Consider the following 16,930-nt stretch of genomic DNA (forward strand, 5'->3'; position numbering starts at 1 on the left):
CGCGGACGCCCTGGGGCGTGCGCACGAGTGGCATCTCGCGGAGGTGTACCCGAGTCTCAGGACTCGTCGTCGGCGGGGGCGTCCTCTTCGGGATTGAAGTGGGAGTCGCCGGTCACTCCGACGGCCAGGCCGCTCTCGGAGTCGGGGATGGTGCCGTCGTCGCCGAGGCCGCCGTCCTTCTTCTCACCCTCGGAGTCGTTCAGGGAGCCGGTCGTGTCGGACATCGGAGCCTCAGGCCTCGACGTCGCCGCGCCAGGCGCCGTCCGGAGTGCCCTTGGACTCGATGTACTCCTTGAAGTTCTTCAGGTCCTTCTTGACGGCGTGGCTGCCGGCGCCGACGAGCGAGCCGAGCGACTCGAGGAAGCCCTTGGGCTCCCAGTCGAGCTGCACGGTGACGCGGGTCTCGGAGTCCGAGAGCTTGTGGAAGGTGACGACACCGGCGTGGTCGGTCTCGCCTCCGGTGCTGTTCCACGCGACGCGCTCGTCGGGGTGCTGCTCGGTGATGTTGGCCTCGAACTCGCGCTCGACCGGTCCGACCTTCACCTTCCAGACGGTGAGGACGTCGGTGACCTGCTGGATCGACTCGACCTCGTCGAGGAACTTGGGGAACTCCTCGAACTGGGTCCACTGGTTGTAGGCGACGGACACGGGGACGTTGACGTCGACGGTCTCGATGATCTGCGGCACGGTGGTGCTCCTTGCTCTGTCACTCGGTGTGCGGCGGTCCGCTCTTGCGGCCGTCTTCCTCGACGTTAAGCGCGAGCCGCCTGGGAGCGCACCGGGTTGCGGGATGCCCCGAACGTGATAGAAACCCGTCCGGGACCCCGCTCCCAGCTTCAGACCAGCAGCTCGAGCTCCGACGCCAGCGGGACGTCCTCGAGCGAGGTGCCGACGCGGATCGTGAAGGCTCCGGCCTCGTAGTCCCAGCCGTCGCTCCACGTCGCGAGCAGTCGCGTGGGCACGGTCACCGCGATCTGCGCGGCGGCTCCGGCCTCGATGCTCGCGCTCTCGAAGCCGACCAGCCAGCGCACCGGGCGCTCGACGGCGGAGTCGCGGCGCTCGGCGTAGGCCTGCAGCACCACCTTGCCCGCGCGGTCGCCGGTGTTGACGACGTCGACCAGCAGCACCGCGTCCTCGCCGGCCCGGACGGGCTCGACGGGGGCCAGCGACACGAGGTCGAACGACGTGTAGCCGAGGCCGTGGCCGAAGCCGTAGGCCGGCTCGACCTCGCTCCGCAGCCACGCGCGGTAGCCGATGTGGATGCCCTCGTCGTAGTGCAGCTCGCCGTCGGTGGGCAGCGTCGAGAGCACGGGGACGTCCTCGATCGCGGCCGGCCAGGTCGTGGGGAGGCGCCCGCCCGGCTCGACGGCGCCGAGCAGGACGTCGGCGACCGCGTCGCCCATCTCCTGCCCGCCGAAGTAGCCGACGAGCACGGCGGCGACCTCGTCGCGCCAGGGCAGCAGCACCGGCGATCCGGAGTTGACGACCACGACCGTGCGCGGGTTCGCCGCGGCGACGGCGCGCACGAGGGCGTCCTGCTGCCCGGGGAGGTCGAGGGAGCTGCGGTCGTAGCCCTCGGACTCGACGGCGGAGTTGGTGCCGACGACCACGAGCGCGACGTCGGCGTCGCGGGCGAGCGCCACCGCCTCGGCGATGAGCTGCTCGGCGGGGGTGTCGGCGGGCTCGATGCCGTAGGTGAAGCCGAGGGCTCCCTCGAGCTCGCCGTCGGTGTGCTCGATGTCGTACTCGATGCGGATGTCGACGGGCGTGCCGGCGGTGACCTGCAGCGGGCCCGAGACCGACGGCGGCGCCAGGAGCGCGGCTCCGAGGTCGGCGCCGACCGGGGCGAGGGTCTCCTCGAGGAACAGGTCCCCGTCGACGAAGATGCGCGCGGTGCCCACGACCGCGAAGCCCAGGCGCACGGTCGCGTCGGCCTCGGGGGTCAGCACCGTCGAGAACTCGACGCGAGCGGACGCCGCGATCGGCGCGGTGCCGCCGAACCAGACGAGCGCGGTGGCGCGGCGGTCCTCGACGAACAGCTCGGTGCCCTCCGCGTCGAGGAAGCGCACCCGCTGGCCGGGCTCCCCCGTGACCGGGTTGGTGATGGTCTCGAGCGCGAGCGGCGCGACTCCGTCCTGCACGATCGCGCCGAGGGCGTAGTCGACGCGCGCGCCGGGCAGCGCGGCGCGGATCCCGTCGAGCGGGGTGACGACCTTCTCGGGCAGGACCGTCGCCGATCCGCCGCCCTGCGTGCGGGCGTCGCGGGCGTTGTGGCCGATGACGGCGACCGAGGAGAGGGCGGAGGCGTCCCAGGGCAGCTCGCCGGTGTTGCGCAGCAGCACGCTGCCCGCGGCGGCGGCCTCGCGGGCGAAGGCGCGGCCGTCCTCGACGAGCACCGGCTCGGCGACGGCGGGGGCGAAGCCCTCGAGGGCGCCGACGCGAGCGGCGAGGCGGAGGATCCGGCGCACCTTGCGGTCGATCACCGACTCCTCGATCGAGCCGTCGCGGACGGCGGCGACGAGCGCCGCGCCCCAGGGCCCGTCGGGGCCGGGCATCACGAGGTCCTGCGCCGCGCGGGCGCTGTCGACCGAGCGCACCGCGGTCCAGTCGCTGATGACCACTCCGTCGAAGCCCCACTCGCTGTTCAGCGGCGTCTCGAGGAGGTCGTTCTCGGTGGCGGTCGTGCCGTTGATCGAGTTGTAGGAGCTCATCACGAGCCAGGCGCGGGTCTCGACGATCGCGCGCTCGAAGGCGAGGAGGTAGAGCTCGCGCAGGGCGCGGTCGCCCACGCGCACGTCGACGGTGAAGCGGTCGGTCTCGGAGTCGTTGGCGATGTAGTGCTTGGGAGTCGCTCCCACGCCGTTCTCCTGCACGCCGCTCACGTAGGCCGCGGCCAGGTCGGCGGTGAGCACCGGGTCCTCGCTGAAGCCCTCGAAGTGGCGGCCGCCCAGGGGCGAGCGGTGCAGGTTGATGGTCGGGCCGAGCACGACGTCGACGTCCTTCCGGCGCGCCTCGACCGCGGCGGCGGCTCCGTAGCGCCTGGCGATCGAGCGGTCCCAGGAGGAGGACAGCGCGGTCGCCGCGGGCAGGTTGAGCGAGGGCGAGCGCTCGTCCCAGACCTCGCCGCGCACGCCGGACGGGCCGTCCGAGACGAGCATGCGGCGCAGGCCGATGCTCTCGATCGGCCAGGTGGTCCAGAAGTCGCGGCCGGTGAGCAGCTGCACCTTCTCCTCGAGGTCGAGGCGGCCGATCAGCTCGGTCAGGCGGGCATCGGCGTCGGGGCCCTCCGCCCAGAGGAGGGAGGCGGTGGTGGTGTCGGTCACAGGAGTCTCTCTTCGTCGAACGGGCTCGGCGACGGCGTCGTCACTCGAAACCTAGCATTGGTTGGTTTTAATGCGCCCAGGCTGCAGTGCAGAAGGGTTCAGTGCAGCGGGGCTCAGCGCTGCGCCGTCAGCAGGGCTCGGCGCTGCTCGCGCCGCTCCTCCTGCCGCACCGGGTCGGCCACGGGCGCCGCGAGGAACAGGCGCTGCGTGTAGGGATGCGCGGGCCGCGCGGTGACCTGGTCGCCGTCGCCCCACTCCACGATCTCGCCGTGGTACATCACGGCGACGCGGTGCGAGAGGTGCCGCACGACCGCCAGGTCGTGCGAGACGAAGAGGTACGCCACTCCGGTGCGCTCCTGGATCTCGGTGAAGAGGTCGAGGACGCGGGCCTGGGTGGAGAGGTCCAGCGCCGAGACGGGCTCGTCGCAGACGATGAGCCGCGGCTCGAGGGCGAGCGCCCGGGCGATCGCGATCCGCTGCCGCTGCCCGCCCGAGAACTCGCGCGGGAGCCGGTCGGCGGCGGACTGCGGGAGCCCGACCTGATCGAGCAGCTCGCGCACCCGCTGGGACGCGACCTTCGCGTCGACCTTCCGCACCGTCAGCGGCTCGACCAGGATCTGCTCGATCGTCAGCGACGGGTTGAGCGAGGTGTACGGATCCTGGAACACGACCTGGATCTCGGACGAGAGTCCGCGCCGCTGCCGGCGATCCAGGTGCGCGATGTCGCGGCCGTTGTAGAGGATCTCGCCGCCGGTGACCGGGGCGAGCCCGAGCACCGCGCGGCCGAGGGTCGTCTTGCCCGAGCCGGACTCGCCGACCAGTCCCACGGTCTCGCCGGGGCGGATGTCGAGCGAGACGCCCTTCAGCGCGCGGAAGGGCGTGGCGCGGAAGCCCTTGCCGGGGTACTCGACGACGACGTCCTTGACGTCCAGGAGCAGATCGCTCATCGTCCGTCCTCCTTCGATGATGCTGCGGTGGCGGCGGCTGCGGTGGTGGCGGCTGCGGTGGTGACGAGCGGTCCGCGGGCGGGCCCCTCCTCGAGGATCGCGTCGAACAGGGCGCGGGTGTACGGGTGGCGGGGGTCGGCGAAGATCGAGCGGACGGGGCCGGTCTCCACGATCCGCCCGTCGCGCATCACGGAGACGCGGTCGCACAGGTCGGCGACGACGCCGAAGTTGTGCGTGACGAGGATCATGCCCATGTCGAGCTCGGACTGCAGCTCGCGGAGCAGGTCGAGCACCTCGGCCTGCACCGTCACGTCGAGCGCGGTGGTCGGCTCGTCGGCGATCAGCAGGTCGGGGTCGCACGAGACGGCGCCGGCGATGAGCACGCGCTGCGCCATGCCGCCCGAGACCTCGTGCGGGTAGGCGTCGAACGTGCGCTTCGGGTCCGGGATTCCGACGCGGGCGAGCAGCGCGAGCGCCCGCTCCGTGGCCGCCGCCTTCGAGAGGCCGAGGCAGAGCCGGATCGGCTGCACGAGCTGGGTGCCGATGGTGAAGGACGGGTCGAGGTTCGACATCGGCTCCTGCGGGATGTACGCGATGCGCTTGCCGCGCAGCTTCGTCATCTCCTTCTCGGAGAGGTGGGCGAGGTCGGATCCGTCGAAGACGATCGAGCCGCCCGTGATGCGGCCGCCCTCGGGCAGCAGGCGCAGCACCGACCAGGCGGTCTGCGTCTTGCCCGAGCCGGACTCGCCGATCAGGCCGTGGATCTCGCCGCGGCGCACCGACAGCGAGACGTCGTGCACGACCGTCTTCACGGATCCGTCGCCCTGGCCGTAGCCGACCGACAGGTTCGTCACGCGGAGGACCTCCTCGGCGCGGACCGCTCCCGCGGGCTCCTCGTGGACGACGGTCCGCGGAGTCGCGGCGTCCTCCTCGAGCATGGTGCGGATGCCGATGGTCGACAGGGTCGTCGGCACGGTCGCGGCCGTCGAGGCGGCCTTGCGCTTCTTCGAGCGGGTGCCGCCGGAGGCGCTGCGCTCGAGCTCGTCGCGCATCGCGTTGCCCAGCAGGGTCAGCGCGATCGAGGTGAGGGCGATCGCGAGGCTCGGCCAGAGCATGAGCACGGGCGCGTTGAAGATGTTCGAGAAGCCGTCGTTGAGCATCGATCCCCAGGTCGGGATCGAGAGGTCGCCCAGACCGAGGAACTCGAGTCCGGCCTGGATCGCGATGGCGATGCCGGCGATGAGCGCCGCCTGGATGATGACGGGCGCGCGGACCACCGTGAGGATGTGCCGCGCGATGATGCGGCCGTTCGAGAGGCCGGAGACGCGGGCCGCGTCGACGAACAGCTCGCCGCGCACCGCGGTGACGGAGGCGTAGACCAGCCGGTGGAACGCGGGCGACATCAGGACTCCGAAGATCGCCATCGACAGCCACATCGACGGGCCGATGACCGCGCGGGCCGCCAGCAGCACGACGAAGCCGGGCAGCGCCATGATCAGTCCGGAGGTCCAGGCCGACACGGAGTCGAACCAGCCGCCGAAGTAGCCGGCGAGCAGACCGCTCGTGACGCCGATGACGAGCGCGACGAGCAGGGCCACCGCGGCGCCCGCGAGGCTGAACTGCGTGCCGAACAGCAGCCGCGAGAGCACGTCGCGGCCGGCGCTGTCGGCTCCGAGCGGGTTCGCGCCGCCGGGAGCGGCGAGCACGTCCTGCAGCGAGGCGCGGTTGGGGTCGGCGGGGGCGAGCAGCGGAGCGAGCAGCGCCGAGAGCACCACGAGGGCCAGGAACACCAGCGACGCGAGGCCGACCGGGTTCTTCAGGAGACGGCGGAAGAGGTGCGAGCGCGCGGCGCGCTCCTCCACGCCGACGGTGAGAGCGGGATCGGGCAGCGGGGCGGTCGCGGTCATGAGAGGCGCACCTTCGGGTTGAGCCAGCCCTGGGCCAGGTCGATGAGCAGGTTGACGATGACGACGATGATCGCGGTGACGAGCACGAGGCCCATCACGAGCGGGATGTCGCCCTGGGTGGTCGCGGTGACCGCGACCTGGCCGAGACCCGGGATCGCGAAGATCTGCTCCACGATCACCGCGCCGCCGAGGAGGCCGATGAACTGCACGGCCAGGACCGCCAGCGCCGGACCGCCGGCGTTGCGCAGCACGTGCTGGAACACGACGCGGGAGGCGGGGATGCCGCGGGAGCGGAGCGTGCGGACGTAGTCCTGCCGGAGGGCGTCGATGACCGAGCCGCGCACCTGCTGGGCGACGCCGGCGATGCCTCCGATCGCGAGGGCGAGGATCGGGAGGGTCACCGTGGCGATCCAGCCCGAGGGCGAGTCGGTGAAGTTCACGTACCCGGTGGGCTTGAACCAGCGCAGGTTGATCGCGAACACGGTCACCAGGCCCAGGGCGATGAGGAAGCCGGGGATCGCGAAGCCGAGGATCGAGACGAGCTGCACGAGCTTGTCGGCCCAGCCGCGGCGGACCGCGGCCCACACTCCGAGCACCACGGCGACGACCGCGGAGATCACGGTGGCGCCGACGACGAGCGAGAGCGTGACCGTCAGGCGGGTGGAGATGGCCGCGGTGACGGGCTGGCCGGTGAACCACGAGTTGCCGAGGTTCCCGGTGACGGCCTGGCCGAGCCAGGACGCGTACTGCAGCCAGATGGGCTGATCGAGGCCGAGCTGCGCGGCGCGCTGGGCCACCGCCTCCGGTGTCGCGTTCTGTCCGAGGATGCGGCGGGCGATGTCGCCGCCGCCGAGGTAGAGGAGGGCGTACGCGACGATCGAGATCAGCACCACGAGGATGATCCCCGAGATGACGCGTCGCAGGATGAACCTGGTCATCAGTGGTCCTTCCGGTCGGAGACCGACGGAGCGGGAAGAAGGAGAGGGGCGGGCCGGCCTCGACGGAGACCGGCCCGCGGCGGCGATCAGGCCGGGGTGATGTTCCAGAGGTACGGGTAGGCGTTGCCCGTCTGGGTCTCGACCTTCGTGTTCGCGTCGGTGACGAAGCTCGACTGCTGGCGGTACCAGGGGGCGAACCAGGCGTTCTCGACCGTGTAGGCGTTGACGGCCTTCACCGCGTCGGCGTAGCCGGCCTCGTCGGCGGTGCGCACGGCCTCGACGAGCGCCTGCAGCTCCGGGTCCTCGTTCTTGAACGGGTTGAAGATCGCGTTCGGGGTGAGCTCGAAGTTGAGCAGCGCCCAGTCGGGGTCCTGCTGCAGCGTCAGCCAGGTGGCGGGGTACTTGGGCGCCAGCACGTCGGCGATGAAGTTGTTGCCCACGTCGGTGTAGTTCACGGTGATGCCGACCTCGGACAGCTGCTGCTGGATCAGCGTGAAGGTCGCGGAGCCGACGAGCGAGGAGGAGGGCATCTCGAGGGTGAAGCCGTCGGGGTAGCCGGCCTCGGCGAGCAGGTCCTTCGCCTTCTCGGGGTCGTAGGGGTAGGCGTCGTCGAGCGACTCGTCGTAGCCCTCGGACGAGGTCGGGAAGATCTGGGTGGTCGGCGTGCCGTAGCCCTGGCCGATCGCCTTGAGCAGCGCCTCCTTGTCGAAGGCGTGGTTGATGGCCTGGCGGACGCGGACGTCGCCGAGGGCGGGGGCGAGGGTGCCGTCGCGGTCCAGGAGGAGGAGGCCGGTCCAGTTGAGCTCGAACGCGTTGACGGTGAAGCCTGACGCCTCGATCTCCTTCAGGTCGTTGTTGTCGACGGTGTTCGCCGCGTTGACCTGGCCGCCCTTGATGGCGTTCACCAGAGCGGTGGAGTCGCTGTAGACGTTGATGACGAGGTCGTCGTAGTGGACGGACTCCTCGTCCCAGTAGTCCTCGCGGGCCGTGAAGGCGTAGGAGGTGCCGATGACGGTCTTGGACGCGTCGAGCTCGTACGGGCCGGAGCCGACCGGGGTGGTCTGGATGTCGGCCGAGTCGAACGCGGAGGGCGCCTCGACGAGGCCGGCGTTCTGCGTCAGGTAGAAGAGGAAGGTGGGGTTCGCCTGCTTCAGCGTGACGGTGACGGTGGAGGCGTCGGTCGCGACGGCGTCGGCGAGGTCGGCCATCTTGTTGGTGTCGGGAGAGTTGCCGTCGCGGAAGCGGATCAGGTTCGCGGCGACCGCCTCGGCGTCCAGCGGCGTGCCGTCGCTGAACGTGACTCCGTCGCGGATCGTCAGCGTGAGGACGGTGTTGTCCTCGTTCCAGGTCCACTCGGTGGCGAGCCCCTCGACGATCGTGCCGTCGGGGTCGGCGCGCAGCACCGTGTCGTACACGGCCTGCATGTAGGGCGACTCGTTCGCCCAGTAGGAGTCCGCCGCGGCGAACGTCGACAGGGTCTGGATGGCGCCGAGGGTGAGCGTGTCGCCCGAGCCGCCGGAGGAGCCTCCTCCTGCATCGGCAGCGCAGCTGGTCAGACCGACCATCGTCGTGACGGCGATCGCAGCGGCCGCCAGCCTCTTCCATCGGAACATCTTTGGTCTCCCGGTTCTCCCGGCACGTCCATGAGCCGGTGCCGAGGAAGCTAACACGAAAAACAGACGACCCCTAGGTTTTGGTGGAAAAAACTTCTCGGCGTTAGGTTTTCGTGATCTCGGCGGTCTGGCCGGTGCTTCAGATGCGGCTCGATCCGCGCCGTTCCGGCCCTGTGATGAAAAAGTTCTCGGGAAAGGCTTTTGACGCAGAAACCTCGACGGGCTAGGTTTCTCACACCGGGGGCCGTGATCGACCTCCCCCGGCGACCGGCGTCGGCACCGCTCGCCCTCGGCTCCCGGCCGCAGCACCCGGCCTCAGCACTCGGGCTCAGCACTCGCCCTCGGCACCCGCTCACAGCACTCGCCCACACCCCTCGCAACGACGCGCCAGGAGGAACCCCATGGCACTCCCCACCTCGCCACCGCGCCGACCGCGCGGGCAGTACGCGAAGACCGCCGCGCGCCGGGCCGAGATCGTCGCCGCGGGCCTGGAGGTCTTCTCGGCGAGCGGCTACCACGCCGCGTCCCTCCGCGAGATCGCCGAGAAGGTCGGGCTCAGCCAGGCCGGCGTGCTGCACCACTTCGCCAACAAGTGGGAGCTGCTCTCGGCGGTCCTCACCCTCCGCGACGACCACTCGATCACCCGGGTGCCCAGCGGCGGATCCGTGCCCGGCATCCAGACCGTCCGCGCGCTCGTCGACCTCGTCGCCTACAACACCCGCATCCCCGGGCTCGTCGAGCTGCAGTGCGTCCTCTCGGCCGAGGCGACGCACGCCGACCACCCCGCGCACGAGTACTTCGCGAAGCGCTACCGCTTCGTCATCGACCTGTTCACCGACGCGTTCGGCGACATGCTCACCCGGGGCCAGCTCGTGCCCGGAGTGGACCCCCGCAGCGCCGCGATCCGCATCGTCGCGACCATGGACGGCCTCCAGGTGCAGTGGCTCCTGCAGCGCGACTCCCTCGACATGCAGGCCGAGTTCCGCCGGACCGTGCAGACGCTGATCACCGTGGAGGTGTGAGATGGCCTTCACCCGCGACTCGACTCTGGCGAGCGTCCTGGACACGCCGGAGGCCGCCGCTCTCGTCCGCCGCCACGCGCCCGGCGTCGTGAACTCGCCGCTGCTCGTGCAGCTGCGCTCGGCTCCGCTGGGCCTGGTGGTGGGCCTGGATCCGCTGCTCGGAGGCGACGAGGCGCGCGCCGCGGCGTTCTGGTCGGCCCTCGCCGAGGTCGATGACTCCGCCCTCGCGCCGCCACGACCCGAGCGCGTGATCGCGGTGCCCCGCGACGACTACGAACTGCAGTCGTCGCCGCGCGGATCCGCTGCGCTGCGACCGCCCACGGCCGGGTCGGTGCACGCGCCCTGCGAGATCGTCGTCGACGGCCCGTCGCACGGGAACCCCTTCGTCGACGTCGAGTTCTCGGTCGAGTTCCGGCTCGATGACGACGGCACGGGAGCCTCGGCAGTGCGAACCGCCGCCTCGGTCGTGCGCGTCGGCGGCTTCTACGACGGCGACGGCGTCTACCGCGCCCGCTTCCTCCCGAGCGCCGCGGGGACGTGGACCTTCCGCACCTCCTCCACCGCCCGCTCGCTCGACGGTCTGACCGGTGCCGTCGAGGTGGGGCCGGCGCTGCCGGACGCGCACGGTCCCGTCCGCGTCGCCGACGGCTTCCACTTCGCCCACGCGGACGGCGTCCGCCACGTCCCGCTCGGCACGACCGCCTACGCCTGGACGCACCAGAGCGCCGAGCTCGAGGAGGCGACCCTCGCGACGCTCGCCGAGGGGCCCTTCACGAAGGTGCGGATGTGCCTCTTCCCGAAGGCGTACCTCTACAACGCGAACGAGCCCGAGCGGTACCCGTTCGAGCGCGACGCCGACGGCGGGTGGGACGTCGAGCGACCCGTGCCCGAGTTCTTCCGCCACTTCGAGGAGCGCGTCGCCGACCTCGACCGGCTGGGGATCCAGGCCGACGTGATCCTCTTCCACGCCTACGACCGCTGGGGCTTCTCGGACCTCGGACGTGCCGCCGACGACCTCGTCACGCGGCACGTCGTGCGCCGACTCTCGGCCCTGCCGAACGTCTGGTGGTCGCTCGCGAACGAGTACGACCTGCTGTGGTCCAAGAGCGTCGAGGACTGGGAGCGGCTCGCGGCGATCGTCGTCGACGAGGACCCCGTGGGGCACCTGCTGTCGATCCACAACTGCTTCGGCTTCTACGACTACTCGCGCCCCTGGATCACCCACGCGAGCGTGCAGCGGATCGACGTGTACCGCACCGCCGAGAACACCGACGCATGGCGCGAGGAGTGGGGCAAGCCCGTCGTGATCGACGAATGCGCCTACGAGGGCGACATCGACCAGGGCTGGGGCAGCATCACCGGCGAGGAGATGACCCGGCGGTTCTGGGAGGGAGCGGTGCGCGGCGGCTACGTCGGCCACGGCGAGACCTACCTCAACGACCGCGAGGAGCTGTGGTGGTCCAAGGGCGGCGAGCTCGTCGGCGACAGTCCCGACCGCATCGCGTTCCTCCGCCGCATCACCGCCGAGATGCCCGACGGCCGCATCGACCCGATGGCGTCCGAGTGGGACGCGCCGTGGGGCGCCTCGGGAGGAGTGCAGCTCGTCTACTTCGGCTTCAACCGGCCGCGGTTCCGCACGATCGTGCGCGATCCCGCCGACCGCTGGATCGTCGATGTGATCGACACCTGGTGCATGACGGTGGACCGCGTGCCGGGGGTCTTCTCGGGGTCCTTCCGCGTGGAGCTGCCGGGCCGGCAGTACGTGGCGATCCGGCTGACGAAGGTCGCGGAGGCCGCCGGAGCCTCTTCTTCCGCGGGGGTCCCCGCATGAGCGCCCGCCTCCGCGTCGTCTCGGACAACGACTACTCCGGCGACCCCGACGGACTGGTGCAGCTCGCGCAGCACGCGCTCTCGCCCTCGGTCGAGCTCGCGCTCGTGATCGGCTCGCATCTGCGGCCCGGCGATCCGTTCGACCCCTCCGACCGCACCTCCGAGAACGCGGCCGTTGCGGCGCGACGGGTGCTCGAGCTGTGCGGTCGCTCCGACGTGCCGGTGATCGCGGGCTCGCCCGTCGCGCTCGCGGCGAACCCGACGCCCTCCCCCGCCGCGCGCGCCCTGGTGGCCGAGGCTCTGCGGGACGACCCGCGACCGCTGTACGTCTGCGCCGGCGCGGGGCTCACCGAGATCGCCGCCGCGCTGCGCCTCGAGCCGGCGATCGCCTCGCGGATGACCCTCGTCTGGATCGGCGGGCCGGAGCACCCCGGCCTCGCCTCACCGCCGCCCGGCGCGATGCCGATCGAGTACAACCTCCTGATCGACGTGCCCGCCGCCGCCGAGGTGCTGGCCTCGGCCGTGCCCGTGCAGCAGTTCCCGCGCGACGCGTACCGCACCGTGCTCGCCTCCGTCGCCGAGCTGCGCGTGCGGATGGGCGGCGCCGGCGAGCTGGGCCGGCACCTGTTCGACGCGCTCGACTCGGTCGCCCGGATGGCCGAGCGGCACGGCCTGAGCCTGGGCGAGACCTACGCCCTCGGCGACAGCCCGCTCGTGCTCGCCACGGCCCTGCTGTCGGCGTTCGAGCCCGACACGTCGTCGAGCCGGAGCGTCCTCGTGCCGCGGCCGGGCATCGACGCCGACGGGCAGTACTGCGCGGGGAACGGCGGGCCGGACCTGCGCGTGTTCACGCAGGTGGACACGCGGCTGCTGCTCGAGGACCTCTACGCGAAGCTGGCGCTGCACTCCCTCACCCGCTGAGGCCGGGGGCGGCGGGGCCCAGCACGGCAGAGTCGGGCGCGCGCAGCGTCCTCGGCACCAGGCCCTCGTCGGCGAGCAGCCTCGCCGCCGCGAGCGTCGCCAGGTCGTGTCCGTGCCGTCCGATCAGCTGCGCCGCGATCGGCAGTCCGGAGTCGCGACCGAGAGCGATCGGGACGACCGTCGACGGTCCGCCGGCGAGGTTCGCCAGACAGCTCCAGCGCCCGATCACGCGCGTGGATCCGGCCTCGAGCGGCGCGAGCGGTGCCGCGGAGGGCACGGTCGGGGCGAGGACCACGTCGACGCCGTCGAGCTGATGCTCCCAACGCTCGCGGAGTCGCAGCTGGGCGTCCCAGTCGGCCCACGCTTGCGCGACGGCGGCGCCGGCCGCGGGGTCGCCGACCGTGTCGAGGGCGCGCTCGCGCTCGGGCCCGGTGCCGCTCTCGAGCAGCACCCCGAAGGCGATCTCGTGCTGCACCAGGCGGTCGAAGAGCTGCTCCGCCTCCTCCGCGGCGAGGACCGAGCCCGTGATCGGCACGAGCGTCGCCCCCGCCCCGCTCAGCCGCCGGGCGAGGTCGTCGAGCGCCGCGGCGGTCTCGTCGTCGACCGGGGCGGACTCCTCCGACAGCCAGAGCCCCACCCGCAGCCCGCGGACGTCGGTGAACGGCGGTCTCGGCAGGTCCAGCCGCCAGGGCCCGGAGTCGACCGTGCCTGCGAGCACCGCGACGAGCGCGGACAGGTCCTCGGCCGAGCGCGCGAGCGGTCCGGCGACGGAGGCCGTGGGCTCGAGGCGGGTCGCCGTCGGCCAGGGCAGATGGCCGCGCTTGGACACGAGCCCCGCGCTCGGCCGATGCCCGCAGACCCCGTTCCAGGCCGCCGGGATGCGGATCGAGCCGGTCAGATCGCTCCCGAGGTCGCCCCACGAGAGCCCCGCGGCGACGGCCGCCGCCGACCCGCCCGACGATCCCCCCGCCGAGCGGTCGGCTCCCCACGGATTGGCGGCGCGACCGTGCAGGTCGTTCACGGTGTCGTAGGAGTCGAGCAGCGGAGGCACGTTCGTCTTGCCGAGGAGGATCGCATCGGCCGCGCGCAGGGCGGCGACCGCGGGAGCGTCCTGCCGTGAGAGGTGGAGCGTGCCGGACGTTCCGGCGCTGCCCGGGAGGCCGCGGACCTCGAAGGAGTCCTTCACGGTCAGCGGCACCCCGGCGAGAGGCCCGAGCGGCTCGCTCCTCCTGCGCCGGTCGTCGACGGACCGCGCCGCGACGAGCACCGCCTCCGGATCCCAGGCGACGACCGTCCCGCTCTGCGCGTCGAGCGCCGCGAGCCGGTCGGCGGCCACCTCGACGGCCGACACCTCGCGGGACTCCAGGGCGCGGAGCAGCTCCGTGATGCTCGAGAACGGGACGGCGGCGGTCCTCCCGATCATCGGAGGCTCGACGTGGTTCCCGCGAGCACGCCGGCCTCGACATCCGCTGCGACCCGAGCCAGACACGCCTCGAGATCGCCGCGGACGACGGTGCTCGAGGAGGACAGCATGAGGTTGAACGGCGCGCCGAAGTTCTCGACCGACATGCCCTCGGCGTCGACGTAGCCGGTCGGAGTCGCCGTGACCGGTCCGTGGAAGGCGCGCACGCGGTCGACCGCGGTGTCGCCGTCGGCGGAGTGGACGTAGGACGGCTTCCCGCGGCCGACCGCGTAGCCGACCTCGAAAGAGGTGCCCGAGTCGGGCTCGGGTCCGCGGAAGTGGTTGAGGTCGGCGACGATCACGTCCGCCCGCTCGATGAGGGCGATGTTCTTCGCGTAGATCGCGTCGGCGAGAGCGGTGCTGCCGGCCCCGGCTCCGCTCTTCTCGGTGACGTCGCCCTTGTCGAGGGGCGAGATCGGCTCGAGTCCGTAACGGCGGCAGAGCTCGCGCGTGCGCTCGGCCCGCTCGCGGGCGTCGGGGGCGAAGACCTCGACGCCGGCGAGGTAGACGTGGACGGGCATGGTGGGACCTCTCGTGGATGGGACGGCGGGGGTCGGGAGGCGGGGATCGGGGCTGAGGCGCCCCGTCCGCTCGGTGATCCGCGCAGTGGGCGGGGTGGCTCCACCCTCGCTCCCCCGACCCTGGCAGGCGCCGGTCACCGGCGCGTTTCGGAAGGTTTCGGGGGCGTGAACGCGGTTGCAGTGGCACTGTGGCAGGGGCAGAGGAGCGCGACGGCACTCACTGCCGCCCGGTCAGAAGGGAGCCGCTCGTGGACCGGGTGGCGGCACCCTCATCGGCTGCCGCGTCCCTTCTGGCGGCGGACCTGGCGGCTCGACCGTCAGGATGCGACCCGCGGGGCTGCGCCAGCGGACGCCGCCGTCGCCCAGGTTCTCGGGGCTCCAGGTGCTGAGGTGCCGGAGCCGGTGGTGCGCGGCGCAGAGGTGGGCGAGGTTCGCGGCGTCGGTGGCGCCTCCGTACTGCCACGGAACGGTGTGGTCGAGCTCGCTCGTGCGGGCGGTGCGGAGGCAGCCGGGGAAGCGGCAGGTCCCATCGCGGTGGGCGAGGGCTCGGCGCAGCTCGGCCGGTGGTCGGTAGCTCGTGCGACCGACGGCGAGGGTCGCTCCGGTGTGCGGGTCGGTGAGGATCCGCGTGAGGCTCGGTGCTCCTGCGGCCAGCTCCCGTGCCGTCTCGGCGTCGATCAGACCGTAGCCGTCGAGCACCGCGGGCTCGTCGGAGCGGCCGAGCAGCGTGAGGACCGGCACCGTCACGGCGACGACGGCGCGGATGCCGCGCGGGACGGCGGTGCGGGGGCGGACCCGCGGCGAGGCGGATCCGGTCGGAGAGGTGCTTCGAGCCGCCGACTCCGCCGACTCCGGGGCGGGCGACGTCTCACCGTCGAGCAGCAGCGCGGTCGCGACGTCGGCGCGGATCTGCCGGAGGAGGCGCCCGTCCGGCTCGGCGCCTCCGCCGCTCGCCGACTGCACCGAGCGAGCAGCTCGGTCGATGCGGTCGTAGGCGCCGAACGCGTCCTGCGCGGGGACGTGCAGGTGCAGCGTCGCCATGCCGTCGAGCTCGCCGTCGATCCAGACCGCGCGATCCTCCCGGCACCGCCGGTGGCGCTCGCGCAGGGTCTCGGGATGCAGCCGCTCGCGGAGCGCCCTCAACCGACGGCGCAGCTGGGGCGGAGTGCAGGTCGCCGCGAGCACGGCCGCCTCCTCGTCGAACCGCGTCCGCGACTCCGCCGGCACCGCCACCACCTCGGCCGTCACCACGCGCGAGTGCTCGCTCGCGCAGACCCCCGCCTTGAGGGCGGCGAGCACGGCCGGCAGCTCGTTCACGAGGAGGCGGCTCTCCTCGACGAGCGCACCGGCGTGCGCCTCGGACAGGCGGTAGGAGGTCGCGATCTCGGCGACGTGCGCGCGAGCGGCGGCCTCGATCCGCTCGCCCTTCCCGAGCACTCCCGCATCTACGAGGGCCTCGGGCACCGCCATCGCCGTGCGGCGCGACAGCTCGATCAGCTCGGCCTGCTCGCCGTCGATGCGCGACCGGAACCGCCGCAGCGCTCCCGCCGCCTCGATCGCGTGCCCGTAGGCCTCCTCGAAGCAGGCGTGCACAGAGGGCCCGCCCCCGGCGGGTGCTGCGTACGGATCGATCGTTGCCATACCCGGATGATGGCACCGACCACCGACACACGGAGGTGAGGTCTTCTCGATCGGTGGAGAGCAGCTTCATCCCCGAGATGTGAGGGCGATGGGGAAGTTCCGCTCAGAGGATTTCTACGCGAAGCAGTTGCCCTCTACTCTCGTGTCTTCGACAGAACGAGGTCCCAGTGAAGCTCTCCCGCACCGCCGCACTCCTCTTCACGAGCGCTGCCGCTCTCGCACTGGCGGGATGCACTGCCGACGCTCCTCAGAGCGCCGATTCCGACGCGACCGCTGTCACCTCGAGTTCGACCCCTGTCGTGTCAGATCCTCCTGCGACCTCGACGCCGGCGTCCGAATCGGGGACTCGTGCGAATCCGACTCCGATGGACGTGCCCGTCAAGTACGCCGAGGACTCCATCTGGACCTTCTCGGTCGGGTCCACGGACGCGGATGCTGCACCCGAGATCGCTGCTGAGAACGAGTACAACGAACAGGCTGCCCTCGATCAGACCTACGTAACGGCCCCCGTCCACGTGATGATCGCGGACCGGGAGGCCGCGATCGACGGCGCAGACCCGTGGTCGTCGTTCACCATCGAGTACGTCACCGCCGCCGGCAACAGCTTCGACGCGACGACGTGCAACGTCGTCCTGCCGGCGCCAGGCACCCTCACGGAAGTGGGAACGATGTACGGCGGCGCCGAGGCGGACTTCCTCGCATGCGCCCAGGCTCCGATCGCCGACGTTGCGGGAGGCACATGGAGGATCTCCTCCCTCGTCGACTCCGGATCCTTCACATTCTTCGCGGGAGCCTGACCGAGCGC

Annotated in this window: 14 protein-coding genes; 4 read left to right on the forward strand and 10 right to left on the reverse strand. The window is 71.9% G+C overall.

Going from position 1 to position 16,930, the window contains the following annotated elements:
* Positions 1–56: 56 nt before the first annotated feature.
* From AC0CID_RS09495 to AC0CID_RS09525, 7 genes are all read right to left on the reverse strand, one after another.
* Positions 57–224 (reverse strand): hypothetical protein, encoded by a 168-nt coding sequence (locus tag AC0CID_RS09495; RefSeq protein WP_207407621.1) that lies wholly within the window; start codon positions 222–224, stop codon positions 57–59.
* A 7-nt stretch (positions 225–231) separates the two neighbouring features.
* A complete protein-coding gene (locus AC0CID_RS09500; protein WP_207407619.1) occupies positions 232–687 on the reverse strand; it encodes an SRPBCC family protein in 456 nt (151 codons plus the stop codon).
* A gap of 149 nt (positions 688–836) precedes the next feature.
* On the reverse strand, positions 837–3,323 hold the full coding sequence (locus tag AC0CID_RS09505) for a glycoside hydrolase family 3 protein (protein ID WP_465226597.1): 2,487 nt from the start codon (positions 3,321–3,323) through the stop codon (positions 837–839).
* A 113-nt stretch (positions 3,324–3,436) separates the two neighbouring features.
* A complete protein-coding gene (locus tag AC0CID_RS09510) occupies positions 3,437–4,270 on the reverse strand; it encodes an ATP-binding cassette domain-containing protein (RefSeq protein ID WP_465226598.1) in 834 nt (277 codons plus the stop codon).
* The gene (locus tag AC0CID_RS09515; protein ID WP_465226599.1) at positions 4,267–6,177 is read right to left on the reverse strand and encodes a dipeptide/oligopeptide/nickel ABC transporter permease/ATP-binding protein; all 1,911 of its coding nucleotides are present in this window, start codon (positions 6,175–6,177) and stop codon (positions 4,267–4,269) included. The genes AC0CID_RS09510 and AC0CID_RS09515 overlap by 4 nt, the downstream gene beginning before the upstream one ends.
* Positions 6,174–7,115, reverse strand: coding sequence for an ABC transporter permease (locus AC0CID_RS09520; protein WP_207407614.1), 942 nt, complete (start codon positions 7,113–7,115; stop codon positions 6,174–6,176). The genes AC0CID_RS09515 and AC0CID_RS09520 overlap by 4 nt, the downstream gene beginning before the upstream one ends.
* An 86-nt stretch (positions 7,116–7,201) precedes the next feature.
* A complete protein-coding gene (locus AC0CID_RS09525) occupies positions 7,202–8,728 on the reverse strand; it encodes an ABC transporter substrate-binding protein (RefSeq protein ID WP_251947138.1) in 1,527 nt (508 codons plus the stop codon).
* Positions 8,729–9,129: 401 nt separating this feature from the next.
* On the opposite strand from AC0CID_RS09525, the gene AC0CID_RS09530 reads away from it, so the two are divergent.
* The 3 genes from AC0CID_RS09530 to AC0CID_RS09540 are packed head-to-tail and all read left to right on the forward strand — an operon-like array spanning position 9,130 to position 12,501.
* The gene (locus AC0CID_RS09530; RefSeq protein WP_465226600.1) at positions 9,130–9,750 is read left to right on the forward strand and encodes a TetR/AcrR family transcriptional regulator; all 621 of its coding nucleotides are present in this window, start codon (positions 9,130–9,132) and stop codon (positions 9,748–9,750) included.
* A 1-nt stretch (position 9,751) separates the two neighbouring features.
* A complete protein-coding gene (locus tag AC0CID_RS09535) occupies positions 9,752–11,581 on the forward strand; it encodes a DUF5605 domain-containing protein (RefSeq protein ID WP_465226601.1) in 1,830 nt (609 codons plus the stop codon).
* Entirely contained in the window at positions 11,578–12,501 is a 924-nt protein-coding gene (locus AC0CID_RS09540) for a nucleoside hydrolase (protein WP_465226602.1), read from the forward strand. Before AC0CID_RS09535 ends, AC0CID_RS09540 begins: the two co-directional genes overlap by 4 nt.
* Here the strand turns inward: AC0CID_RS09540 and AC0CID_RS09545 are convergent.
* From AC0CID_RS09545 to AC0CID_RS09555, 3 genes are all read right to left on the reverse strand, one after another.
* Positions 12,491–13,924, reverse strand: a complete 1,434-nt coding sequence (locus tag AC0CID_RS09545) for an amidase (RefSeq protein WP_465226603.1) — start codon at positions 13,922–13,924, stop codon at positions 12,491–12,493. The two genes, AC0CID_RS09540 and AC0CID_RS09545, sit on opposite strands and share 11 nt — an antisense overlap.
* On the reverse strand, positions 13,921–14,484 hold the full coding sequence (locus AC0CID_RS09550) for a nucleoside 2-deoxyribosyltransferase (RefSeq protein ID WP_465226604.1): 564 nt from the start codon (positions 14,482–14,484) through the stop codon (positions 13,921–13,923). The genes AC0CID_RS09545 and AC0CID_RS09550 overlap by 4 nt, the downstream gene beginning before the upstream one ends.
* Positions 14,485–14,715: 231 nt before the next feature.
* Positions 14,716–16,125 (reverse strand): HNH endonuclease signature motif containing protein, encoded by a 1,410-nt coding sequence (locus AC0CID_RS09555; protein WP_465226605.1) that lies wholly within the window; start codon positions 16,123–16,125, stop codon positions 14,716–14,718.
* 365 nt (positions 16,126–16,490) lie between these two features.
* On the opposite strand from AC0CID_RS09555, the gene AC0CID_RS09560 reads away from it, so the two are divergent.
* Complete coding sequence (locus AC0CID_RS09560) at positions 16,491–16,922, forward strand: hypothetical protein (protein WP_465226606.1); 432 nt, start codon at positions 16,491–16,493, stop codon at positions 16,920–16,922.
* The last annotated feature ends 8 nt before the right edge of the window (positions 16,923–16,930 follow it).

It is taken from the genome of Rathayibacter sp. AC451 (assembly GCF_979253095.1).